The sequence below is a fragment of the Tatumella morbirosei genome, assembly GCF_000757425.2.
GTDB lineage: Bacteria > Pseudomonadota > Gammaproteobacteria > Enterobacterales > Enterobacteriaceae > Tatumella > Tatumella morbirosei.
The window spans coordinates 632,177-656,316 of record NZ_JPKR02000003.1; the positions used below are offsets into that span (position 1 = coordinate 632,177).

The 24,140-nt window shown below is 51.8% G+C and carries 26 protein-coding genes; 18 read left to right on the plus strand and 8 right to left on the minus strand.

The window, feature by feature from the left end; translation table 11 throughout:
- Window positions 1–26 precede the first annotated feature (26 nt).
- The 5 genes from HA49_RS05785 to HA49_RS05805 all read left to right on the plus strand — a co-directional run bounded on the left by HA49_RS05785 (window position 27) and on the right by HA49_RS05805 (window position 4,421).
- Window positions 27–854 carry a DeoR/GlpR family DNA-binding transcription regulator gene (locus HA49_RS05785; RefSeq protein WP_038021100.1) on the plus strand — a complete coding sequence of 276 codons (828 nt, stop codon included), beginning with the start codon at window positions 27–29 and terminating at the stop codon, window positions 852–854.
- A gap of 21 nt (window positions 855–875) precedes the next feature.
- Window positions 876–1,829, plus strand: a complete 954-nt coding sequence (locus tag HA49_RS05790) for a sugar kinase (RefSeq protein WP_038021102.1) — start codon at window positions 876–878, stop codon at window positions 1,827–1,829.
- Window positions 1,830–2,030: 201 nt separating this feature from the next.
- Window positions 2,031–2,723, plus strand: coding sequence for a helix-turn-helix transcriptional regulator (locus HA49_RS05795; RefSeq protein ID WP_038021103.1), 693 nt, complete (start codon window positions 2,031–2,033; stop codon window positions 2,721–2,723).
- 97 nt (window positions 2,724–2,820) lie between these two features.
- Complete coding sequence (locus HA49_RS05800; RefSeq protein WP_038021105.1) at window positions 2,821–3,729, plus strand: pyridoxal-phosphate dependent enzyme; 909 nt, start codon at window positions 2,821–2,823, stop codon at window positions 3,727–3,729.
- Window positions 3,730–3,785: 56 nt separating this feature from the next.
- Window positions 3,786–4,421 carry a serine-tRNA(Ala) deacylase AlaX gene (locus tag HA49_RS05805; protein ID WP_038021107.1) on the plus strand — a complete coding sequence of 212 codons (636 nt, stop codon included), beginning with the start codon at window positions 3,786–3,788 and terminating at the stop codon, window positions 4,419–4,421.
- Between the two features lie 51 nt (window positions 4,422–4,472).
- Here HA49_RS05805 and HA49_RS05810 read toward each other — a convergent pair whose 3' ends face one another.
- Complete coding sequence (locus HA49_RS05810) at window positions 4,473–5,093, minus strand: NADPH-dependent F420 reductase (RefSeq protein ID WP_038021109.1); 621 nt, start codon at window positions 5,091–5,093, stop codon at window positions 4,473–4,475.
- Between the two features lie 104 nt (window positions 5,094–5,197).
- Between HA49_RS05810 and HA49_RS05815 the strand changes: the two genes are divergently transcribed.
- Window positions 5,198–6,085, plus strand: coding sequence for a LysR family transcriptional regulator (locus HA49_RS05815; protein WP_038021111.1), 888 nt, complete (start codon window positions 5,198–5,200; stop codon window positions 6,083–6,085).
- 478 nt (window positions 6,086–6,563) lie between these two features.
- The gene (locus HA49_RS05820) at window positions 6,564–7,853 is read left to right on the plus strand and encodes a carbohydrate porin (protein ID WP_046791690.1); all 1,290 of its coding nucleotides are present in this window, start codon (window positions 6,564–6,566) and stop codon (window positions 7,851–7,853) included.
- Window positions 7,854–7,927: 74 nt separating this feature from the next.
- Here the strand turns inward: HA49_RS05820 and HA49_RS05825 are convergent, their stop codons facing one another.
- The 3 genes from HA49_RS05825 to HA49_RS05835 form a co-directional block, all read right to left on the minus strand.
- Entirely contained in the window at window positions 7,928–8,119 is a 192-nt protein-coding gene (locus tag HA49_RS05825) for a hypothetical protein (protein ID WP_038021113.1), read from the minus strand.
- 70 nt (window positions 8,120–8,189) lie between these two features.
- Window positions 8,190–9,368, minus strand: a complete 1,179-nt coding sequence (locus HA49_RS05830) for an NAD(P)/FAD-dependent oxidoreductase (protein WP_038021115.1) — start codon at window positions 9,366–9,368, stop codon at window positions 8,190–8,192.
- 199 nt (window positions 9,369–9,567) lie between these two features.
- On the minus strand, window positions 9,568–10,206 hold the full coding sequence (locus tag HA49_RS05835) for a TetR/AcrR family transcriptional regulator (protein ID WP_052752442.1): 639 nt from the start codon (window positions 10,204–10,206) through the stop codon (window positions 9,568–9,570).
- Between the two features lie 27 nt (window positions 10,207–10,233).
- Here HA49_RS05835 and HA49_RS05840 point away from each other — a divergent pair, with 27 nt between their 5' ends.
- Window positions 10,234–10,629, plus strand: coding sequence for a nuclear transport factor 2 family protein (locus HA49_RS05840; protein WP_038021117.1), 396 nt, complete (start codon window positions 10,234–10,236; stop codon window positions 10,627–10,629).
- A gap of 238 nt (window positions 10,630–10,867) precedes the next feature.
- Window positions 10,868–11,470, plus strand: a complete 603-nt coding sequence (locus HA49_RS05845) for a glutathione S-transferase family protein (RefSeq protein ID WP_038021119.1) — start codon at window positions 10,868–10,870, stop codon at window positions 11,468–11,470.
- Window positions 11,471–11,482: 12 nt separating this feature from the next.
- Here the strand turns inward: HA49_RS05845 and HA49_RS05850 are convergent, their stop codons facing one another.
- Entirely contained in the window at window positions 11,483–12,394 is a 912-nt protein-coding gene (locus HA49_RS05850; RefSeq protein ID WP_038021121.1) for a LysR family transcriptional regulator, read from the minus strand.
- Between the two features lie 124 nt (window positions 12,395–12,518).
- Between HA49_RS05850 and HA49_RS05855 the strand changes: the two genes are divergently transcribed.
- From HA49_RS05855 to HA49_RS05885, 7 genes are all read left to right on the plus strand, one after another.
- Window positions 12,519–13,214: an RraA family protein gene (locus tag HA49_RS05855; protein ID WP_038021123.1), complete on the plus strand. Its 696-nt coding sequence runs from the start codon at window positions 12,519–12,521 to the stop codon at window positions 13,212–13,214.
- 32 nt (window positions 13,215–13,246) lie between these two features.
- Window positions 13,247–14,572: a CitMHS family transporter gene (locus tag HA49_RS05860; RefSeq protein WP_038021125.1), complete on the plus strand. Its 1,326-nt coding sequence runs from the start codon at window positions 13,247–13,249 to the stop codon at window positions 14,570–14,572.
- A gap of 227 nt (window positions 14,573–14,799) precedes the next feature.
- Window positions 14,800–15,873, plus strand: a complete 1,074-nt coding sequence (locus tag HA49_RS05865) for an ABC transporter ATP-binding protein (protein ID WP_038021128.1) — start codon at window positions 14,800–14,802, stop codon at window positions 15,871–15,873.
- Window positions 15,870–16,499 (plus strand): ABC transporter permease, encoded by a 630-nt coding sequence (locus HA49_RS05870; RefSeq protein WP_038021130.1) that lies wholly within the window; start codon window positions 15,870–15,872, stop codon window positions 16,497–16,499. Before HA49_RS05865 ends, HA49_RS05870 begins: the two co-directional genes overlap by 4 nt.
- Complete coding sequence (locus HA49_RS05875; protein ID WP_038021132.1) at window positions 16,487–17,173, plus strand: ABC transporter permease; 687 nt, start codon at window positions 16,487–16,489, stop codon at window positions 17,171–17,173. The genes HA49_RS05870 and HA49_RS05875 overlap by 13 nt, the downstream gene beginning before the upstream one ends.
- Window positions 17,174–17,211: 38 nt before the next feature.
- Window positions 17,212–18,093, plus strand: coding sequence for an ABC transporter substrate-binding protein (locus HA49_RS05880; protein ID WP_038021134.1), 882 nt, complete (start codon window positions 17,212–17,214; stop codon window positions 18,091–18,093).
- A 33-nt stretch (window positions 18,094–18,126) separates the two neighbouring features.
- Window positions 18,127–19,458 (plus strand): LLM class flavin-dependent oxidoreductase, encoded by a 1,332-nt coding sequence (locus HA49_RS05885; RefSeq protein ID WP_038021136.1) that lies wholly within the window; start codon window positions 18,127–18,129, stop codon window positions 19,456–19,458.
- 10 nt (window positions 19,459–19,468) lie between these two features.
- On the opposite strand, the gene HA49_RS05890 is transcribed toward HA49_RS05885, so the two are convergent.
- The 3 genes from HA49_RS05890 to HA49_RS05900 form a co-directional block, all read right to left on the minus strand.
- Window positions 19,469–20,239, minus strand: coding sequence for a phosphate/phosphite/phosphonate ABC transporter substrate-binding protein (locus tag HA49_RS05890; RefSeq protein WP_245610158.1), 771 nt, complete (start codon window positions 20,237–20,239; stop codon window positions 19,469–19,471).
- A complete protein-coding gene (locus tag HA49_RS05895) occupies window positions 20,232–21,200 on the minus strand; it encodes a fatty acid desaturase (RefSeq protein ID WP_038021138.1) in 969 nt (322 codons plus the stop codon). The genes HA49_RS05890 and HA49_RS05895 overlap by 8 nt, the downstream gene beginning before the upstream one ends.
- 179 nt (window positions 21,201–21,379) lie before the next feature.
- Entirely contained in the window at window positions 21,380–22,045 is a 666-nt protein-coding gene (locus HA49_RS05900; RefSeq protein ID WP_038021140.1) for a DUF2268 domain-containing putative Zn-dependent protease, read from the minus strand.
- 124 nt (window positions 22,046–22,169) lie between these two features.
- Between HA49_RS05900 and HA49_RS05905 the strand changes: the two genes are divergently transcribed.
- Together HA49_RS05905 and HA49_RS05910 are read left to right on the plus strand one after the other, a co-directional pair.
- On the plus strand, window positions 22,170–22,727 hold the full coding sequence (locus tag HA49_RS05905) for a lipocalin family protein (RefSeq protein ID WP_038021142.1): 558 nt from the start codon (window positions 22,170–22,172) through the stop codon (window positions 22,725–22,727).
- A gap of 203 nt (window positions 22,728–22,930) precedes the next feature.
- Window positions 22,931–24,127, plus strand: coding sequence for an MFS transporter (locus tag HA49_RS05910; protein WP_038021144.1), 1,197 nt, complete (start codon window positions 22,931–22,933; stop codon window positions 24,125–24,127).
- Window positions 24,128–24,140 lie beyond the last annotated feature (13 nt).

Here is a 24,140-nt window from a genome sequence, read left to right on the forward strand (position 1 = left end):
TCGATAAGCATAGGAACGGGGGAGCTGTGCCCAGGAAATCATCGAATCTGTTGAAACGCAGGCTAAAAATTGCCGAACTGGTTGGCGAACAAGGTGAGATTAAAGTGGAAGATCTCTCTGCTCTGCTTGGCGTATCCGGAGTCACTATCCGGGGTGACCTCAGCTATCTGGAGCAACAAGGTTATCTGAAGCGATCATTTGGCGGAGCGATCGCGACTCCGGCTTACCACTCCCTGTCCGACCCCGATGAGAGTCCTTTGCCGGTGACCGGGAAAACGCTGACACTCGCGCAGCAGCTGGAAATTGCCCGTCATTGCGCCAGGACGATCAGCCCGTTTCAGACCGTTTTCCTGGGAGAAGGGAATGTTATCCGGCGGGTGATTCCCTTTCTGAGTGAATTCAACGGGCTGAGACTGATAGTGAATGATCTGCACCACGCATTGCTGGCCGAACAATATATTGAGGGTGAAATCATTGTGGCCGGCGATGAGTTAATGGCACCGCTGTCGTTACTGGCGGGCAACTCACTGGAGGAGTGTCTGAGCAGATACTCCGTGGATCACTTTATTTTTGAGGCCGGTATTCGCGAATCTGACGGAGGGCTAATGGTGAGTCAGCCTTTATTATCCGGGTTTTACCAGGCAGGTCTTAATTCTGCACAGCAAAGTACAGTGATTATTACCGGTCAACCGGCACGGTCAGACACCCCCTCCACGGCAGGTTATTTAGCCCAGGCCAGCCGTCTGGTGACCAGTCGATTTATACAGCAGCACTATCAGCCGCAGTTATCAGAGGCCGGATTCAGCATCCAGTACAGTAATAACGAATGCTTTAGCTGGTCAGCCACCCCTTAAGCGGGATAACAAGGAGCCATAATGTCAGTGAATATTTGCACCATGGGTGAACTGCTGGTTGAGTTCCTGTCGAAAAACCCTAATCAGGGGTTCAGCGAAGCAGGAGAATTTCTGGGCCCTTATCCCAGCGGCGCACCAGCCATTTTCGCGGCGCAGGTCGCCAGGCTCGGGTTCGGTTCGACGTTGTTTGGCTGTGTGGGTAATGATGATTTTGGCCGGATGAATATTGCAAGGCTGCAACGTGAAGGGGTGAATACCGCGGGCATTTCTGTGGCCAGACAGGCACCGACCGGCACAGCCTTCGTCAGTTACCGGACGCAAACTGAACGCGACTTTATTTTCAATATTCCTGACAGTGCCTGTGGGTGTTTTAATGCACGGCTGATTGATGTCACACTGCTCAGCCAGTGCAACCATTTTCATATCATGGGCTCGTCGCTGTTTTCATTTCGCATGATTGAGGCGATGCACAAGGTCATCGAAATCGTTAAGCAAAACAACGGCACGGTGTCGTTTGACCCCAATATTCGTAAAGAGATGCTCAATATTCCGGAGATGGAGCAAGCCTTTGACTTCATTCTGGAATATACCGATATTTTCCTGCCCAGCGAGAGTGAAGTTGCCCATTTTTCCAGCAGAAAACATCAGAGTGAATCTTCGGTTATTCAGGAACTGCTGAATAACGGTATTGCTCATGTGGTGGTTAAACGAGGTCCACAAGGAGCCAGCCATTATCAGATGACGGCGGGCAGTCTGAATGAATTACATGTCAAAGGCTCCGGCTGTGAAGTGATTGATCCTACCGGTGCGGGTGACTGTTTTGGCGCAACTTTTGTCAGCCTGTTACTGGCGGGATATCCCATCCGTCAGGCACTTGAGTTCGCTAATACCAGCGGGGCTATTGCTGTTTCCAACAAAGGTCCGATGGAAGGACTGTCTTCCCTCGCTCAGCTAACACAATTGGTTGCTGTTTAGCGCTTAACAGCCGCTTCCCTGCGATAGGACCTGCCCTGTCTGCCATCTAACTCTCCACCTCTGGCCACACAAATCAACTTTTTGTTGATCTTATAAGCTCATGATTCTATATTTAACCATTAAATCAACAAAATGTTGATTTAACATCGGGCGTATCCTTTCCTGGCGCCGTTTTCCCCATTTTTTGCAAGGTTTTTCGCCATGTCTGAACCATCATCCACCGAAGTTAACGATCATTTTTTAATGATGTTAGCTGCCGCCGTCAGGGTGATTGGAAGCGTGGTTTCCCGCAATGCGGAAGTGGTGCTGCACGACTTAAGGCAACCAGAATATTCCATAGTTGAGATAGTCAACTCACAGGTAACCGGCCGGAAGCAGGGAGATCCGATTCTGGCAGGTCTGCGCACTGACCAGGCATTTATCCAGGCCATGGAAAACAGCAGTGAAAAGGTCTCTCTGATACTGGACTACACCACATACAGTCGTGACGGCAAACCACTTCGTAGCAGTAGCGCCATTTACCGCGATCACACCGGCTGCCCTTTTGCCGCGTTGTGCATCAATGTAGATCAGGCAGGAGTAGATAATGCCTTACAGATCCTCTCTGCTCTGGGCAACCTGTCTGTGCCAGCAACACAGCCTGCTATACCCGCTGAACCTGCTCCGGAAAATATGGAACAGATGATGCGTGAAATTATTGCTTCTGCCACCGCGCAGAGCCCTGGTCACAGTCGCTCTGCCGGCAAACAAGCCAATCTCCTCGCTGTCAGTGCAATGCAGCAGAAAGGATTATTTATGATGAAAGGCGGTGTAGAGAAAGCCGCCGCAGCCCTCGGCGTCACCCGCTATACCATTTATAACTATCTGGATGCCCTGAAATCGCAGGACTCCTGACTGTCACCGCCGCAAGGTGGCTCAAACCCCGTGTCATTGTTCACTGTTCAGCCGGTGATAAATCACTACACACGGAAACACCGATGGAGCAGACCCAATGTTAAGTATCAAAACCCCTCTGACTGAATCGCTGCCGTTAGGCCAGAGCAACAACGCCAGAGTCTGGCTTAAAATGGAAGCCCTGCAGCCTTGTGGCTCTTTCAAATTACGCGGCGTAGGCCACGCCTGCGAAATCTATTATTCACGTGGTGCCCAGCGTTTTATCTCCTCATCCGGAGGGAACGCGGGGCTGGCGGTCGCCTATGCCGGCCGCAGGCTGGGGGTTCCGGTAGTGGTATTTGTACCTGAGACTACCTCTCAGCGGGCCAGAGATCTGCTGGCACTGGAAGGTGCCGACGTGCGTGTCTCGGGCAGTAGCTGGGCAGAAGCCAATCAGGCTGCACTGGCGCTGAAAGGTCTAAATGATGCATTTATTCACCCATTCGATGACCCTTTACTGTGGGAAGGCCACGCCACAATGATTGATGAAGTGGTCGCTGACGGTGTTATTCCGGATGCGGTGGTGTTATCGGTTGGCGGTGGCGGCCTGCTGTCCGGGGTCGATGCCGGCCTGACACGTAACGGACTGGCTGAAGTCCCAATCTATGCCGCAGAAACCGCCGGTATGGCTTCTTACCAGGCAGCCTTACAGGCGGGTAAACCGGTCAGACTGCCGGTCCTGTCCGGGGTTGCTACCTCTCTGGGAGCCCGTCAGGTGTGTGATCATGCCTGGCAAATCAGCCGACAACGACCGGTGCTCCCCTGTATTGTCAGCGATCGCCAGGCAGTGGATGCCTGCCTGACCTTTGCCGATGATCATCGGGTGGTGACTGAACCGGCCTGTGGCGCCGCTCTGGCGGTACTTTATTCGCAACAGCTGCGCTCAGCCGGATTAAATAATATTTTACTGGTGGTCTGCGGTGGTGCCACCGCAACCCTCTCTTCCCTGCAGGAATTTCGCGAATAATTTCGTAGGACTGCGCTATATCCACGGCAGAGATGCCATTAACCAGGACATTTCCTGTGACCATACTTTATTTTTTTCAAAGCGATTCACTCAGCCTGACAACAGAGGTACTCAGTTGTTCCGCGCTGCCGGACGGACAGTTCAGGGTTGTTCTGGCGGCAACGCTTTTTCATCCACAGGGCGGAGGCCAGCCTTCCGATCAGGGCTGTGTAGGGGGAGCCAAGCTGGTTAAGGCGATGTCAGAGAACGGAGAAGTGATACACATTACTGACCGGGCGGTCCCTGCTGGGCCAGTCATCCTGACGGTAAACAGTGCGGTGCGGCAGCTAAACACCCGCTACCACTCTGCCGGACACCTGATAGCTTATGCGGGTGAACAATCCGGTTGGCAGGCAGTGAAAGGTAATCACCGGCCGGGTGAAGGTCGGATTGTTTTCATTGCCGGTAACAATGCACAGCCTGTTACCGCCGAAGAGATTAGCCAACGGGTGGCAGACATGGTCGCCGCTGATTTACCGCGACGAACTTCTGAATACCAGGGACGACGGCAGGTAAGCTGGGGCGACCTTCCGGCCACAGCATGCGGCGGCACGCATGTTGCCTCTACCGGCACCACCGGTGAGGTGGTGATCACTAAAGTAAAACAGAAAAAGGGTGAACTCTCGGTCAGTTATCAACTGTCAGTTGTCTGAACAGACCGGCAGCGCCGTGACAAGAGGGTTGTCACGGCACCATGGTTCACCTCACACCTGACTCAGTGCTGTTTCCAGCTCATCCCGGGTCATTCGCACACAATAGGCAGGTGTACCGCGTTCAAAGCGCCTTCCTTCTGCCAGTCCTCCGGCATCCACCGTATCGAAGCCAAAGGTCTGGTAAAGTTCGGCGGCAATACGTTTGCCTTCGACATTATCTCCTGCCAACGGCAAGGCACGCCGCCCTTCGTTTCCTTCCGGCAAGCCATCAGTTTCAAGTTCCGTCATCGGAATAGCATTAAAGGCTTTGGTAATAATCGCCCCCGGTAATTGCTCTGCCAGCCACTGGCTGGTAGAGATCTGCCCCGCCTCCAGTGCCGCAACTTGTCCGTCACGTTCAGGATAATAGTTCACTGCATCTAATAGCTGTTTGCCCACCAGTTGATCCGCCGGTAACCTTCCCACGGCATTGAGTGGTACGGCCACTATCACAAACTCACCGAATTTTATCGCCTCGCTCACGGTCCCCGTTTCACATCCTGTCATCGCCCGCAGGCTAAACAGTGTCTCTGGTCCGCGTGAGTTACTTATCATTACCTGATGTCCGGCCTCAATAGCCAGTTTCGCTATGGTCCGTCCAACATAGCCTGCACCAATAATTCCCAGTTTCATCGTAATCTCCTGAACATGTTAATCGACGGGCTCAATGTATTTAAATGCAATAACGAGATAAACACTGATATAACACTGTGATAAACAACAATCAGGAGTGAATCGTGGACAAGCTGACCAGCATGAGCGTTTTTGTTAAAGCCGCCGAACTGGGATCATTTGCCTCCGCCGCCGAGGCACTGAATATGTCACCCCAAATGGTGGCGAAAAATGTTGCCTGGCTGGAGGCCCGGCTGGGCACCCGGTTACTGAATCGCACCACCCGTCGCCAGAGTCTGACAGAAATCGGCCACAGCTATCTAAGTAAATGTAAAACTGTGCTGGCTGAAGCAGAAGAAGCTGATGCCATTGCTCTGGAAATGAAGCTCTCACCAGCCGGTGTTCTGCGGATAAATGCCCCGATGACCTTTGGGGCCCATGCCCTGGCGCCGTTTATCACCCGTTATCTCGAAGACTACCCGAAAACCGAAGTCGAACTCACCCTGAATGACAGGTTTTCTGACCCTACCGAAGAGGGTTATGAAGTGCTGATCCGGATAGGAGAATTAGCTGACAGCAGTATGATCAGCTGGCCACTGCGCCCCTACCGCATGATTGCCTGCGCCTCTGCCGGATATCTGGAGAGGGCCGGGGTACCACGACACCCGGAGGATTTGCAACATCACTCCTGCCTCGTCTATGGGATCTGGTCAGCAGCTAATCCCTGCCGCTGGATTTTCAGCAAAAACCAGCAACAGCAGGAAATCAAACCCCGCGGTCGTTTTCGCTCTACCGACTGGAAAGCGCTGCTTTATGCCGCTAATGCAGGTCACGGTATCACCCTGGGACCGGAAGATATTCTCCGCCAGGAAATTGCCGAAGGGCGTCTGGTGCAGGTACTGGCAGACTATGCCGGTCCGTCACGTCCGATGCATATTTTGATCCCGGCCGGGCTTCGCCCTACCACCAAAGTCCGTAAGTTTGTTGAGGCTTTGCGCAAGGAGTTTGGCTGAACACCATCACTGCTTATTTTCAGAGAGATTTACAGGTAGAGATTACGAGCGATGTGTAATTCTGCCATCCCCGGGGGATTTTCTCTCGTGCGGTGAACTCATCTGCATTCACTGGCGAAAATATCCGCCTGCCATCTGTTGTATGTTTATTCGCCAGGATTGAAAATCAATTGCAACTTATTTAACCGTATTGTGTAACTGGCCGGTTTAATTTACAGATTTAATTAACTATCGTAGATCAGATAAATAACTCTGCTGCATATTTTTATTATTTTTTATTTTAAACATCCGAAAATCCATTGTTTAACTATTGAACATAACGGTTAAATATCAGACATTTATTCCATTATATCTTATTATGTTACCCTGAGAAACATCAGGAAACACAACATTTCAATGAGCGATAAAATAATAATAACTATAGTTATTAATTAGCAATACAATAGAAAAGCTTATTCATCCACATGACAATAAAATAATGAAAGTCATTAAAAATAATATCCGCATCCTGCCAGCCGCCATATTATGTGCACTGGCAATTCCCGCCGCTTACGCCAGCGATCTGATGACTCAGCCGACCCTGACCGGTGACTGGGGCGGTGAACGGCAGGCACTTGAACAAAAAGGAATTACACTCAGCGGAGACTACGTTTCTGAGACCGCCAGCGTGGTTAAAGGTGGTCAGTCACGGGGAACCCGTTATGCGCAACAGATTCGCGTTGGTGCGACTTTCGATTTCAACAAACTGTTTAACACCTCCCATGCAGGCAGCCTGCAACTGACAATTAATGACCGCCGCGGGCGCAGTGCTTCAGCTGACCTGGTAGGTAACCGGTTGCCGATTCAGGAGATCTACGGCGGTCTCTATACCCGTCTGTCTGAACTGAGTTATACCAATACCCTGCTGACTCCCCAACTGAAATATAAAGTCGGTTTACTGTCGATGGGCAACGATTTTGCCACACTGCCGATTATGTGTAGTTTTATGAACGCCGGTTTCTGCGGACACCCGCTAACTTTATCCGGCGGCAGTGGCTGGGGTAACTATCCAAGCGCCCATTTCGGCGGCGAGCTGAGTTACCAGTTTAATGACAGCTGGACGATTCAGACGGCGGTGTTTAACGTCAATCCCCAAATGAGCAGCCGTTCTGCAAGAGCATTTAAACCAGTTGGTCCGGGTACCACTGGCTATATCATGCCACTGGAGTTGATCTATCACCTGCATGCGGCTTTGCCGGGGCTGTATAAAGTAGGCTACTACTACGACAGCTCTAACGAAACGCGGATCGATGATTCACAGATTCGTGCCCAAAAACGTTGGGGGGCCTATCTGCTGGCAGACCAGACACTATGGCAGTCTGCATCGGTAGCCCGTCGTAATCTGCATATCTTTGGTCAGGCGACCACCACTGATGGTGCGACCTCGCCTTTCCGTCACTGGTACTCCACCGGGATGGTTTTAAATGCTCCGTTCGAAGCGCGCCCGGATGACTCAGTCGCGATTGGTTTCGGTCGTGCTGTCTATAACAGCCACAGCCGGAACAATGCAATCGCGAATCTGGAGGCTGCGGGAGAAACCGCTGCCGCTGATCAGTTAAGCGGGCTGGGAATCGGTGAAGAACTGGCAGAAGTGGATTATAACGTGCAGGTCACTCCATGGATGTCTCTGCGCCCTGGCGTGCAGTACATCAAAAATCCGGGTGCCTTTGCGAACCAGAAGATTAAAAATAGCTGGGTGACCGGGGTTCAGTTAAAACTGAAATTCTGACAGGTCATCACCACGTGAAATACCGGGCAGCCTTTACAGATGGCTGTCCGGGTAATCCGGAATTTCTCACCCGACTACTGATTTTCCAGCCACTGAATAAAAAATTCGCTAAAACGACTGACCTGTAACCGATGAAAACGACGCTCGGGAAGTTCAGCCATCATCTGCCAGAAATCTTCCAGGCCACAATAATCGAATTTAAAGGACCCGGACATGCACCACAGATGGAAGAACCGGCCCGCTTTAATCAGGAACTGATTAGCCACCTGCAGTAACCCCCCCGGCAGCCTACAGCAATCCTCTGCCCCGGCCTGGGAAACAGGCCGGGGGTGATGGTTATTGTGCCGCCGGGAACCAGACCCCTTCTGACGGGAAGTCAGCCGCCGTTTTGCCCAGTAAACGGTCTGGCGCAAAATCTTCCAGCAATGCCGGACGTTGCTGTGAACTGACTTCCTCCGCAACCAGCCTGCCGATCAATGGCGCCAGTGTGATACCACTGTGGGTCACCATCAGGTAAACCTTACGTTGCGGTGTAAGATAGCCGATAGCAGGCAATCCATCTGCAGGCTTCGCCCGTTGCCCGACAGCAATGCTTTCCAGCCGGGCGTTATCGGTATTCGCCAGCAGCCGTCGCAGACGAATCAGCATTTCTCTGCCGATAAAACCGTCTACCGGAGGGGGTTGTACCGGGTTTGCATGAATATCCAAATCCGTGGCCTGTAAAATCAGCCGCCCGCCGCCCGCCGGACGAATATTCAATTCCGGCGAGATCAGGTTTGCCGACAACTGGGTCAGCACTGGCGTGGTGTAAGCCAGGAAACCGCAGGCCACTTTTCCCTGCTGATTGGCATCGATCATCGCCAGAGACAAACCCAGCCGGTTTGCCAGTTGTTGTGACCACCGCCCGGTGGCAATAATTACCTCATCGCCCTGCCACTTGCGCCCATCAGACAGCAGCAGAGTCACTCCTGAGGAATCTTCACTGATATCTACCACCTCACAGCGGGTCAGCATTTCTGCGCCCTGTTCACGAAGCACGGCGAGTTGTGCGGCCAGGTAGATAAACGGATTGAGCAGGCACTCCTGCGGGAAATACCATAATGAACCGGCACCCGGCGGGATCTGTAATTCAGGGATCCGTGTTTGTATTTCTCCGAGGGTCACCTGTTGCAGTGGATAGTGATGGGCGGTCAACCGGCTAACCCGTTCAAGTAATTGCTGTTCGCCCTGCGGATCGATGGCCCATTCATAAGTGCCGGTCTCTTCCAGCCAGCGTCCTGCTGTCAGACTGTTATGCTGTAGTTTCCGGTGTTCATCGATGGCTTCGGTATTCAACCGGTGATAACTGTCCGGCGATTTACCGTTAGAGTTAATCCAGGCGTAGCTGGTGGTACTGGTTCCGGCCCCTGCCGTCTCACGGTCAAAAACCGTAACCTCTATCCCGCGCAAGGCTAATTCACGTGCAACCGAAAGCCCCAACACTCCGGCACCGATCACTGCTACCCGTTTTGTCACAGAGCGCCCCCTCAATGTGCAAGCTCAAAATAAACTGACCTGTCCAGCCAGATACCCGTTAGCCTCAACGGGATGACCCTGGTCACTACCTTAACCGTTTAGCCTGTCGCTGCAAATACCATACCAATCTCTTCGCAGAACCACTGTGTTCACTGGTTCTGAATATCCCTGATGCTGAATTCAGGTGGCGATTTTGGGGTTACATCCCGTCAGTGGTTTCACTGCCTTTTATCCCGATCCACTGACGAATATGTTGCTGCTGTAGGTGACGTATATCCTGTAGCGTACTGCCGGTTGCCAGTAACTCATCAAGCAAATCGATATGCAATGTTGCCAGCAACGCATGAGCTATATATTCCGCCTGAGCCGTTTCACACAGTCCCGTCGTCTGACGGATTAATCCACTCGCTACCGATAACATCCAACGATAGTTTTCTGATTTAAGCACACTGTCCGGCGAAATTTCCCTGGCCCGGATCAGATAGCCGTTGGTGATTTTAAACAGCAACAACTGGTCAAAAAATAACTCCAGTTGTTCAGCGGCCGTTAGGTTCTGACCAGATTGTTCAAATGATGTTCTGAGTCCAGCCAGTTTACGGCCCCAGAGTGCATCCAGTAGCCCTTCCCGGTTACCGAAAGCCCTGAATAATGTTCCCTTACCCACCCCCGCATGTGCCGCAACTTCATCCATAGTAATCGTTTGTTGATGGTTCCCTTGGTTAAACAGCTGGTCGGCGGCCTCCAGCATTTTTTCTACAGAAGCGGCAGGCCGACCACGGCGAGCCGATTTATTAATGGACTCTCGGTCCGAAAGTTTGTTAGTATTTTTATGACTCATAGTCCGTTAATCCTGTGGAGTACTCTAATGTCACAACTGTGTTCTGAATTTCCCGCATGGTTATCCCATGCTCTGACCGCCCTGAAAAACCAGGATATCCCTGGCTGGATGGCAATATATACCGAAGATGCCACCCATCAGTTTCCTTTCGCTCCCCCCGGTGCCCCGGTCCGGTTACAGGGCAAAGCACAAATTCAGGCCTATATGCAGCAACTACCTCAGTTACTGCAGTTTGGCCAACTCACCGATATCAGGGTCAGAGAAACCGGTGATGAAATTATTGCAGAAGCAGTCGGCCATCATACCCGCTTGCCAGGAGGGGAACCGCTGACCATTAATTATGTCTGGTTTATTACCCTGAAACAGGGAAAAGTTAGCAGTTTTACCGATTACATGAATCCGCTTCAGCTTACAGAACTTTAAGTCGTCAGGGAGGCATGTATCTGTGCCTCTCATGGCTGAACCTTTTGATCCAACCATCAGAAATCAAGCGAGTAACTTACCCGGACCAGCCACCTTTCACCATTCGGCACAAAAACTGACATAAACTGCCTTAACAGACTGGTGTTTACCGCCCAAATTTAAGCTAGTCTGAGGAGACTACGCCAGTACTTCACCTGTGGCGTGGACTGTACTCTTAACACTGACTGATGGAGACTCTATGAAACTGATTGGCATGATGGATTCCCCTTATGTGAGAAGAACAGCCATTTCTCTGGCGCTGTATGGTATCAGTTTTGATAGTCTGAAGCTGTCGGTGTTCAGTGATTACCAGGAATTTTCCGGCTTTAACCCGTCAGTCAAAGCCCCGACGCTGTTGACTGATGACGGCGTTCGTCTGGTGGATTCGTCGCTGATTCTGCAGTATTTTGAGACCCTCGCTGGCGCAGAGAAAAAATTACTCCCCACGGCACCCGCCGCACTAGCCAGAGATACAGAGATCCTCGGGACTATCCTGATTGCTGCCGAAAAAACGGTGCAATATGTTTATGAACATCGACTGCGCCCGGAGGAGAAACAGTACCAGCCGTGGGTGGAAAGGGTTACCGGGCAGTTACTCCAGGCCTGCCGGGTGTGGGAATCACAGATTGCCGGCCACGTCCCGTCAGATAATCCCGATCAGGTAGCAGTGACCGGAACGGTGGTCTGGAGCTTTATCCAACTGATGATCCCACAGGTAGTGATGAAATCAGAGTTTCCGGTATTACAGGCAATAGCAGAACACTATGAGGCTCAGCCGGTGTTTTTACGCTTCCCTCAGTAATGCAGCAGGTAGTCACTCATCGTTTCGGCCGGTGGTTTCTGACTGACCATAGCGACGAGTCACTTCGATCACTTTACGGGTTGCCGGCGAGAGCCAGGAATCTTCCAGGCAAGTGATACCCACACGCCGCTCCATCACTAACTGCGGAATGTCGATCCTGACCAGTCGTGACGCAAAGGCATCTTCTGCGAGACTGTTTTCTGAGATAAAGCTGAGTAAACCACTACTGGCGATCAAATCCGGAGCTGCAGCCAGTGAACTGACCTCAATTTTGACCTCCGGGGGTGGACAGTGATGCTGGTCGAAGACCAGTTCCAGCCATTGCCGCATCCGGACGCTGGCCGCCGGTAAAATCCATCCGTAACGGGCCAACTCACGTAAGGTGGCGGAATTTCCTGCCAGCGGATGATTACGGCTGGCAGCCACCACCACCCTGTCCGACGTTACCGGATACTGCACCGCAGGCTGGTGATAATCGATCAGTGGTCCAATCACCAAATCCAGTTCATGACGTTCCAGCCGGCTAAACAGAATATCATTCATTCCAATCTGAATTTCCAGCTTAATCCCTGGCGCTTCCTGTTGCAGTTGGTGGCAAACTGTCGGTAACAGGTACTGGGTCACGGACCCGGCACTACCAATTCGTACTACCCCCTGATTGCCACTGCCCAGCTCAGCCATCAGAGTGACAATTTCCTGCCGGGAGTGCTGCAAAATCTTCCCGCGCTGATACAGTACCTCGCCGGCTTCCGTCAGTGCCAGGCCACGACCAGTGCGGCTGAACAGGCTGATCCCCAGCTCCTTTTCCAGTCTGGCGATTGACTTCGAAAGTGCCGGCTGAGTGATATTAAGGTTTTGTGATGCTATTCCCAAATTCAGCATTCTTGCCGCAACAATGAAATAGTCCAGGTCTCTGTTATTCAATAGCTATTCCTTAAATTCATCGATTTGGTAAAAAAGTACATTAGAGGAAATAAGTCCCCGCAACAATACTGCCTGTGAACCATGTGTTCAGCCATTTTGCAGTATTCACATTAAGGGGGGAAAAATGAGTATTTCATCCACAGTCTGGCCGGCAGGCTTTTTTATCGGTGAACGTCGTGACGACATCCCAGAGGAAATCATCAAGGCATTCCGTGACATTCCGGTGGCGGTGGCCGGTGACTGCATGGGACGAATCACCGGCACTCTGGGACTCCAGCGTTATCACGAAGATGTCAATATCAGCTGCTGTGGCCCGGCTATCACCGTGAAAGTACGGCCTGGCGATAACCTGATGATCCACAAGGCGCTGGAGCAGGCTCGACCCGGGGATATGATTGTCATTGATGGCGGCGGTTGCCAGACCCAGGCGCTGATTGGCGGTTTAATCCGGACCACCGCTCTCACCAAAAAAATTGCCGGATTTGTTGTGGATGGTGCCATCCGCGATCTGGCGGAGTGGGCCGATGGTGAAATCCCGGTATTTGCCAAAGGACATACTCATCGCGGCCCTGATAAAAGAGGTCCTGGTGAAGTAAACAGCCCGATTGCCTGTGCCGGAATGGCCGTTACACCTGGCGATTTAATTCTTGCCGACAGTGACGGGGTTATCGCCATCCCGGCCCATGATGCTGCGGCAGTACTCAAACATGCTCAGTCTCATTTACTCAAAGAAGAAGCTATCCGTAAAAGTAATGCCAGTGGCACCAGCGACCCTGAACGTTTTAATTCGATATTACGTAAAGCAGGTTGTCCGGTGTAATAAAAGCATTTTATAACTATAAGGATAATAATATGTACCTTGCATTAGTTGGCTATGTGCTCATTGGCGTTTTGATGTTCTTCCTTATCCGTGGAAAGGCGACACCGGTTGCATTATTTATCTGTCTGTCGGTGATCGCCGGTTTTTGCGCCGGGTACACTCCGATGCAAATGAACCAGTACATTATGAAAGGCGTTATGCAGGTGGCACCCAATGCTGTGCTGTTCACCTTCTCGATTATATTCTTCAGTATTATGACCGAAGCGGGAGTATTTCAGCCGCTGGTCAACTGGCTGACCAAAATTGCCGGTAATAATGTCATCGCCATTGTAATAGTGACCGGGATTATTGCCACCGTTGCACATATTGACGGTTCTTCCGTACCTTCCGTACTGATTACAGTCGGGGCAATGCTGCCCGTGTACCAACATTATAAACTGCGGCCGGTGGTTTTATTATGTATGCTGGCCGCCGGAATGGGGGTAACTAATTTCACCCCGTGGGCTGGGCCGCTGGCACGGGTAGCCGCAGTGTCAGGACTGGATGTGAATGAGCTGTACCACCAACTGATTCCGACCCAGGTTTTTGGTCTGTTCTGCGTACTGGTGATGGGGCTGGTGTTGGGGCTGCGTGAAAAGCGACGCCTGGCTCAGGGCTTACCGATTCCCGAAACCTTGTCAGAACCTGATTCACTGAACCGCAAAAATGATCATGGTCCGGGTGAAGTGCGCAATAAATGGGTTTTTACCGTCAATGTGCTGCTGGTTGTCGGCGCTACTGTGTTACTGCTGGTCACCCATATTCAGGCCTATGTGATTTTTATGGCTTCTTTCTCGCTGGCGATGATTGTGAATTATCCGTCACTGAAACAGCAGGAAGCAGTAATGAAAAAATACGCCTATTCTGCGTATATGATTTCGGCTACCGTAATGGCTGCCGGTGCCTTTGTCGGCATTCTCAGTGGTGGCGGTCACGGTTCAATTCTGACAGAAATGGCAGACGTGGTGCTGCAGGTTATGCCGGATGCACTGGGAGCTCACCTGCATATTATGATGGGCCTGCTGGGAGGTCTGATTGGTTTCGTCATCGGCCCGGATGCTTTTTTTTACGGGATTTATCCACTGGTCGCGAAAGTCGGCACCCATTATGGCCTGAGCTGGGAACAGATGGGACTCACCATGGTGGTCGGAAAAAATATCACCATGATGATAAGTCCGGTGTTTGCCACCACTTACCTGGCTATTGGCCTGACCGGTGTTGAATTGAAAGACCATATTCGTTTCTGTTTTGTCCCGGTGGTACTGTTTTCGGTGATTATGGTCTTCTCACTGGTAGTGTTACAAACCGTACCACTGTAAGTTAACCCGCGATTTTTTTATGCCCGGCTCGCCGGGCCGTCCTATTTCTTCTGCCCTGTACATCACCGCCCGCGGATAATCCGTGAATTTTCTCAGGAAAATAGCATCCGTTCCCTTTTGCTTATTCCAAAAATACAAAACACAATTCAGCATTTTGTCGCTTTCCGGCATATCACTACTATCTCTTCTATACTGATTATTATTCTTTACCAAAGCGATAGCAGGATATGATTAAACTTGAGGGAATTTTCAAAACCTATCCGGGAAGCCAGCATGCTGCAGTCAACAATTTGAACCTGGTGATCAATAAGAGTGAATTCTGCACCTTTGTCGGGCCCAGTGGTTGCGGTAAAACCACGATCCTGAGAATGATAAACCAGTTGGATATTCCCGATGCCGGCCTGGTGTATGTTGAAAATAAACTGTTATCTCAGTCAGATATTATACAGGTCAGACGACAAATCGGCTTCGTCATGCAAAATGCTGCTCTGTTTCCGCATCGTACCGTGTTCCGGAATATTGCTACCGTACCTTTATTATGTGGCTGGGATCGTCACAGGATTGCCGAACGTATTGAGGCATTGGTCGATCTGATGTCTCTGGATCGCAGCCTGTTACAACGCTACCCGCATGAGCTGTCAGGTGGTCAGCAAGGCCGTGTCGCGATTGCCAGAGCACTGGCAGCCGATCCCCCTATCCTGCTGATGGATGAGCCTTTTGCGGCAATTGACCCTATCGTCAGAGATAAACTGCAGGGAGAATTGTTGCATATCCAGCAACGTCTGAAAAAAACTATTGTACTGGTGACTCATGATATCAATGAGGCGATTCGTCTCGGCGATCGGATAGCCATATTTCAGCAAGGCGGGAAGCTGGTTCAGTACGACACCCCCGATCATATACTGGCAAATCCGGCGAATGATTTCGTGCGGCAGTTTATCGGTCCGGAAGCTAACCTGCGCCGCCTGGAGCGGATAGTGGTCTCTTCCACGCCACAATATGATGTCCCGCTGGCAGGAAGTCCGTCATTACAGGATATCAGTCCGCACCCGCAACTGGCTCATGCCCCGGTATTGGTGCTGGATGATAACTGGCGGCCGTTACACTGGCAGACAGAAGGCACTCCCCCTCCGCAAACTATTGGTTTACAGGAATCACTGCGTTTTGCCTGTAATCAGCTACTGACTGCCCCCCACGGGCTGCTGGTCAAAACCGACGCTGAGGGCCGTTACTGTGGAGTATTGTCACTCGCGCTGCTGAATCAGAGTCTCGACACTCACCGCGAGGAAATCCGCCGATGATTGACTGGCACTGGATTATGACCAACAGCACCATGATTGCTGAGCTAAGCTGGCAACATGTGCAGATGGTAATTTACTCTCTGCTTTTTGGTTCCCTGTTGAGCGCCGTATTTTTACTGGTCATTCTGCGCTGGCCAGCCACGGCTCAACCGATTGTCACTTTCTGCGGCATATTGTTTACCATTCCGTCGCTGGCATTATTCATATTACTGATTCCGTTCACAGGGCTGAGTGTCACCACTTCGGTGATCGGGCTGACGCTCTACTCGCTGTTGATTCTGCTCAGTAATCTGCTGGCAGGAATGGAAAAGCTGCCTGCCGATGTGCTGGAATCGGCACGGGCACTCGGTTACCGGCGAATTCAACGCTTTCTGGATGTGGAATTTTTTCTGATACTGCCGGCGGTGATCAGTGGTCTGCGGATTGCCTCCGTGACGCTGGTCGGGCTGGTCACCGTGACCTCACTGATTGGTCAGGGTGGATTGGGACAACTGCTACTGGCGGGATTTAATCAGGATTTCCTGACCCCAATTTGGGTGAGTCTGTTTCTGAGTCTGTTGTTATCTTTCATTTTCGATTTTGTGATTGCCCGTACCGGCCAGTGGATTATGCCATGGAACAGATAATTGCGACCTTTATCGCGACCTTTCACTGGCTGACCGATGCCGGACACTGGACCGGGGATTCCGGTATTTTACAGCGGATTGCGGAGCATGGCTGGTATGTTTCAGTCAGCATTGTGATTGCCACCGTTATCGGGGTCCCGGCAGGTATATTTCTGGGATATCGCCCACGGCTGGCTTTCTGGTTTATCAACCTGTTTAACGCCGGGCGCGCGGTACCGTCACTGGGCCTGATATTGCTGTTTATTCTGCTGATAGGTTTTACCGACCTGCCGGTGTTTATCGCATTGATCGCTATGTCCCTGCCGCCGATTGTCACCAATACCTATGCCGGGATTTATCATGCGGATAAACAGCTATGCGATGCAGCCAGAGCCATGGGGATGACGGGCTGGCAAAGCCTGACCGGCTTACGTTTACCTTTAGCTATGCCGCTCATCTTCAGTGGATTTCGTACCGCTTTACTGCAACTAATTGCAACAGCAGTCATCGCAGCCTATGCCGGTGCCGGCGGCCTTGGCCGTTTTCTTATCGACGGACTGGGACAACAGGATGTGCCGCAAATCATTTCCGGCGCATTCATCGTATCGGTGCTGGCCATTATTTGTGACCTGATTTTGCTGGCGTTACGTCGCCTGCTGTTTCGTCACAGTACAGGCTACTCATTTCAACAGTAACCCACACCCCCTTACCCGTTAACCACAGAGGTCTCTGAATGAAAAAATTATCGTTACACCTGAAATCACCGGCTCTGTCACTACTGGGGGCGGCACTGCTGCTGGCCGGGGTCACCGCCCATGCCGAAACCCTGACCATCGGCGGCGCGAACTTTTCTGAACAGTCGATTCTGGCGAATATTTATGCAAAGGCATTGCAAAAGAAAGGGCTGCAGGTAAATACCCGCCTGAATCTGGGGAACCGGGAAATTATTATCCCTGCTCTGAAAAGCGGGGAAATTGATATCGTGCCAGAGTATCTTGGCGCTCTGCTTAACTACTATGATCCGAAAGCTGAAGTCACTCAGCAGCAGGATGTTGAAGCCGCACTGAAAAAGGTATTGCCCGCCGAATTTACCCTGCTGAAAGCGTCTGCAGCAGAATCTACCACCGCCTGGGCGGTGCGCGCCGAAACTGCGCAGAAATACCATCTGAAAACACTGTCTGACCTGGCGAAAGTGGCCGACAAACTGGTGGTCGGTGGCCCACCGGAAGTGGTGACCCGCGCATTAGGTCTGCCGGGGCTGGAACGGGTCTATGGCATTAAGTTTAAACGGGTTGAAACCCTGGATATGGGAGGACCATTGTCACGAATGGCACTGAATTCTAAACGTATCGATGTCGCCACCGTGGTCTCTACTCAGGGCAACCTGGCCAAAGAGGACTGGGTAGTATTACAGGATGATAAACATGAACAACCTAGCCAGAATGTGGTCCCGTTGGTCAGAAAGGCCATTCTGACCCCGCAGGTCAGCCAGACTCTGGATGAGGTCTCCGCGAAGCTGAATAATAAAGCCCTGACAGAGCTGAATCAGCAGGTTGACCTGCAACATGCCGATCCGGCTACTGTTGCTGGTGACTGGGTGAATAAAAATCTGTAATCACGGCGAATACATTCTGTTATGGAGCGGTTTATGTCGTCACGACATCTGATTTTAAATCTGTTTTTCTATAATCCGCAGGGAGATTATCGTTTTTCGTGGCGGCATCCGGCCGCCGTCGATCAGCAGATTTTTTCCCTGGAATATTACCGTAAACTGGCGGCCCAGGCCGAAGCTGCCACTCTGGATAATATCTTTATTGCTGATCACTATAGTGTCTGGGACAGCGTTCCTTCCGGGCTGACGGAGTATTCCAATCTGCGGCTGGAACCGCTGACTCTACTGTCAGCGTTGGCCGCCGTCACCCGGGATATCGGGCTGATGGGAACCGCTTCCACGACTTATCACGAGCCCTATAACCTGGCACGTTTTATTGCCTCGATGGACTGGATCAGCGAAGGACGGGTGAGCTGGAATATTGTGACCTCATGGCTACCTGAAGAAGCGGCCAACTTCGGGCGTGATGCCCTGCCGGCTCATCAGGACCGCTATCAGCGGGCAGCGGAGTTTATTCGTGTGGTCACCCAATTATGGGACTCCTGGCAGGATGATGCCCTGCAATTTAATAAACAAACGGGGGTGATTGCCGATCCGAATAAAGTCCACACCGTAAATCATCAGGGCGATTATTTTCAGGTCCGTGGCCCTCTGAATGTCCCGCGGCCCCCCCAGGGGCGACCGGTACTGGTGCAGGCCGGCTCCTCCGCCGCCGGCAAACAACTGGCTGCTGAGTATGCGGATATGCACTTTGTGTTTATCCGGTCCATCGAACAGGGGCTGGCCTACCGTCAGGATATGAACCAGCGATTACTGAGCGTTGGTCGTCGCCCGGAATCACTCAAAATCATTGCCGGGGTGTTACCGGTGGTAATCCGCTCAGAGGAGGAAAAAACGCAACGTCTCGCCTTGAATCAGCAACTGTCCGGCGATGAAATGGCGATCGATCTACTCTCTTCCTACCTCAAAACTGACCTACGGCAGTATCCGCGCGATCAGCCATTGCCGGAGTTGCCAGAGAGTCATAACTTTGATGGGATACGCACCCTGCTGGAAGTGATTAAAGGTTACGACCCGTCAATGTCACTGATTGAGATTGGTCGTCAGTTATTGCAGAGTTCAGACAGCTGGTTACTGGCCGGGACTGCGGAGGAAATCGCAGATCAGTTAATCACTATTTTCGACAGTGGTGCAGCAGACGGATTTAACCTGATGTTCCCTTATCTGCCGACCGATTTCGATAACTTCACTCGTGAAGTGGTCCCGTTGCTGAAGCAACGTGGAGTGATGCGCCAACAGTATGCGGCCGGAAATCTGCGGGAAAAACTCGGGTTACCGGCTATCGCCAACCAGTTCATTGAGGGGTAGTGTGACACTTTCAGGGAAGTGACCGGTCCGTCGGTATCAGTCCCTGATAAGCTTCGCGTGATATCTCACTAAATCCGCCGATGAATAACGGCGCACACAACGGCTGATTCAACGGGTCAGCCACCAGCTCCGTCAGGGTTTGCCGCAATAATTGCACTTGCTGATCAGTGACCTGCGCCGAAGCAATCAACGGCAAACCAGGCGTCAGCGGCGACTGTTCAATAACGCTCAGCCCGTGCAGCCATTGCGGGTGGTAGTGGGAAAATAATGCCAGTGAGACACAATCCACGGCCGTAATATCGGCAGTCTGCTGCTGCAATGCCATCAGAGACTGGCGATGACCGCCGCTGAAGTGAACTTCTGAAAAAAACTCAGTGATCGACGACCTCTGCTCTGTCAGTCGCCTGACCCAGACATTATACCCGGACTGCGAATCCGCAGAATTACACACCAGTCGCTGCCCGAAAAAATCCGCCACAGTGCGTTGCCTGTCTGTATCGCGTACTACGTACAGACTTCGGTATCGGTAATCCTGACAACCTGCCGCAGTGTAGTGGAAACAACCTATAGTCCGCACAGAATCCAGCAGTGTTACCAGCGGATAACCACAGGTCTGGGATAACAACAGTTCCTGTGACTGCCAGTGACCGACTAAGTCATCCGGCCACACTACGCGGGTCTGTTGTTCGGTAAAACCCCGTCGCTGCAACCGGCGGGCTAACTCTCCGGTCAGCGCCAGTGTTGCAGGATGCCAGACATCATACATCGGAAGACTAATCACGCGGAGATTCCTGTTCAGACGGATGGAGTTCAACATCTACCGGCTCGGTCATAAAATGCCGCCACCAGTCGCGGTACCCCTTCACCACGAATCCATGGTTACGTTGCTGATAACGTTGTCGGTTCAGCAGGTAAATGGTTCTCAGTGCATACCAGGGGATACCCGGTAAATCGTGGTGTACTGAATGGTAGTTCAGATTCAGGAATAGTAAACGCCAGCCGGCACCGGCTTCGTTAATCACGGAACGCGCGGCTGGATTGTCGTCCGCCCGGTGTTCATAAAAGGAGCGGACTTTAGTCAGTGCCAGCGCCGGATAGCTGACAACCAGCAGATACCAGCCAACCGACATGCCATGCCTGGTTATCCAGTGAAATACCACCACTAACAACAGACCATGTACCAGCCACATCAGTATCGCCCGGGCACGAAGCCAGACAAAATCACTCAGCAACTGCCGGAACGTCGCAGCTATATCCATCAGCGGCCCCAGTATCAGCCTACCGGGAAAGGTATTTCGCAGGCGAATCAACGCGCGTCGCAATGGCCCGAAGCGCTGCCAGCTTTGGCGCGAAAAATAGTAGGTTTCAGGATCGTCCTGCGGGTAGGTAAGCAGTTCATTACGGTGATGAGCCAAATGGGAGTCACGATACAGGCCATAGGGATACCAGACGGCCAGAGGCAACAACCCCAATAACTGGTTCACCCGCGCGTAGCGCGTGGGATGCCCGTGAATCAGTTCATGCTGCAGTGACATATACCAGGCGGTGAACCAGACAAGCAACAGAGTGGTCAGCCCTTTCCCCAGAGATTCTGCCAGCATAAAGCTACCAAACCAGCCCACATAAATGGTGACAATCAGCCCCCAGGTAGGAAATTCGCTGCGCCACCACCAGCGCTGCTGTTGCTGCTTAATCCAGTCTCGTTGCTGCTGATCGAGATACGCGGTTTTCTTCTCTGCCATATCGCCCGTCAAAAATTATACAGTTCAGCAAAATATTGCTGACTGGCAGAGAGAAAACAACCGAATAGAAATCATAAGCTTTGCAGAAAATTAGCTGAGCACTGAACATGGGGATCGAACTGTTTTCCACGTCACTCTCGAACGACCTGGTTTAGGCGACAGGTCGCCAAGCCATAATGTCAGGCTGTTACCAGTCCTGCCTGTTGGGCTGCGGCTATCACCCGGGCTGCCGGAACATTAATCCATTGCTGCGGGTCAGGAGTACCGGACTGAGCCAGCCAGGCAGCTACCATCTGATACCCGAGGCTGTAACCATACCAGCGCGGTAAAGTACCGCTGCCAAAAAACAGCGCAGCATGGTCGTAGGGTTGCTGATTCAGTACTTCAGTGGGTAGCGGCCACTGCAGTAACTGTGCCTCACTGAGAGCCACTTCCCAAATTTCAGGGGGACTATCGGCCAGTTGCCTGACAAACTGCCCTGCCAACCCTTCGCTGACCAGTGCTTCTCCGGCGGTAAACCCGTAACCCGGCCCCGCCATCCGTAAACAGTGATGGACTTCATGCAAAATATGCCTTTGCATTGTTCCCTGATGCAGGCTTTCCTCAAACGCAGGGTTGTCAGGATCCACCGCCAGACTAAATAACTTATCAGTAAAAGCACGTCCCAGTAATCCGGCTTCAGGAATTACCTGACCAGGCAGATTCTGTATCAGAATATCCAGCCGCGGTGATGGCATCATGCTGCTGAGCAGCGCCTCAGCCCTGACAAAATTTTCTGTAATCTGGTCACGGAAGCGTGACAGCGAACCTGTAGCTTCCAGCCAGTGCAGGGTCCAGTATGACATGATGCAACTCCTGTGTTAAAGAAAGTCTATTTAGTTAAAATATAACAGTTTTTTTTGAATCACACCCGCCGTTTTCTGTGGTGATGCTATACTCAGCAACATACCGTTGTTGAGAGGAGTTGAGATGAAAATCTGGCCCGTGGTATCGGTAGTTGCCTTATCCGTCGCGCTTGCCGCCTGTCGTTCCCCCACTCCGCCGAAAGGCGTCATTCCGGTGACTGATTTTGACGCCAGCCGTTATTCCGGCCAGTGGTATGAAATTATGCGGCTGGATAATCGTTTTGAACGCGGGCTGGAACAGGTGACCGCCAGTTATCAGCCACAAAGTGACGGAAGTTTGCGGGTCACAAACCGGGGATATGATGTGCAGAACCGGCGCTGGAAAACCAGTGTGAGGAAAGCATTATTCACCGGCCAGCCCGATGTAGGTGCTCTGAAAGTATCGTTTTTTGGTCCGTTCTATGGTGGCTACAACGTGATTGCTGTGGATGAACAATACCGGTATGCGTTGGTGAGTGGACCTAACCGCCGTTATTTATGGTTACTGTCCCGCACACCAGAGATGCCGGCAGAAATCCGCAATCACTATCTCCGTCTGGCTAAACAACTGAACTTCCCGGTAGAGCAGTTGATTTCTGTGTCGCAAGGCAATCTTTCGTTAGCCAGAACTCAGGAAGAATAGCCGCACACGGAATAGTTTTTCTTTCCCGTACAGATATATTTTGTTATTCGTCAGTGCCAGATAACACTGTCATTCTTGCAAGAGTAAACCGTTGCAGTCAGAGACAGTATGGGTCCGGTAATATTTTGTGATGACCTGCATCATCCGGACCTGACTGCCGGCTTAACTCTTTGTTCCGAACCTTACCCAGGATAATTCTCTGCATGAATGGTGAAACTGCGCTTTCAGAGCAACAACAAAAAAGTAATATTTTCCGGCTGGCAACGGCTCAGGCACTGGCGGGTGCAAACTCGGTGGTGTTCTATGCCACCGGGGCGATTGTCGGCAATAACCTGGCACCTGACAATTCGCTGGCAACCCTGCCGGTCACTGTGTTTGTGGCAGGTATGGCGGCCTGTATTTTACCCTTCGGGCAATTGGCCAGAAAATATGGACGTCGGTCTGCCTTTATGACAGGAACCAGTTCGGGTGTGCTGACTGGTCTGCTGGCTGCACTGGCTGTTATCACCGGCTCGTTTTCATTATTCTGTCTGGCTGCCTTTTTCGGCGGAGCTTATGCCGCGGTCGCTGTCACTTTCCGCTTTGCCGCTACCGATGGTGCAGCGCCCGGCCAGCGTGCCCGTGCGCTGTCACTGGTGATGGGTGGAGGGGTAATTGCCGGGGTGATTGGCCCGATGCTGGTCACTGGCACCATGAGTCTGTGGCCCGGACAGCTGTTTGCAGCCACCTTTTTGGCTCAGGCCCTGGTGGCACTGATTTCTGCGGCAGTGCTGGCTGGAGTAAAGTTACCTCCGGTCAGGATGGGTGCTGAAAGCCGTGGCCGTCCGTTACGGGAACTGGTCCGCCAGCCAGGCTTTACGCGCACGGTGTTCAGCGGTGCTGTCTCCTATATGGTAATGAATTTCCTAATGACCGCCTCCCCTCTGGCCATGCATATGCACGGGATTTCACAACAGGACTCTAATCTTGGAATTCAGTGGCATGTGATAGCCATGTACGGACCAGGCTTTTTTACCGGCCGGTTAATCAGCCGGTTTGGCTCCGACAGAATCACCATCGCTGGATTATTGATCCTGGTATTATCTGTGTTCGTTGGTCTGGCTGGCACCGATGTGATGCACTATTGGTTATCGCTGATTTTACTCGGCCTGGGCTGGAATTTTGGCTTCACCGGCGCCTCGGCACAGATCATCAATTATCATCAGCCCTCAGAGAAAACCACGGTCCAGTCACTGAACGATTTCGTAGTATTCGGGGTAATGATTATCGGGTCATTTGCATCGGGGGCGCTGTTGCATCTGGTGGGCTGGAACGGAGTGTTATGGGGTTCTCTGGTACCGGTATTGCTGGCCCTGACAGGATTACTGGCCGGACAACGTCGGATAACAGTGACAGGATAAACTGCATTAAAAA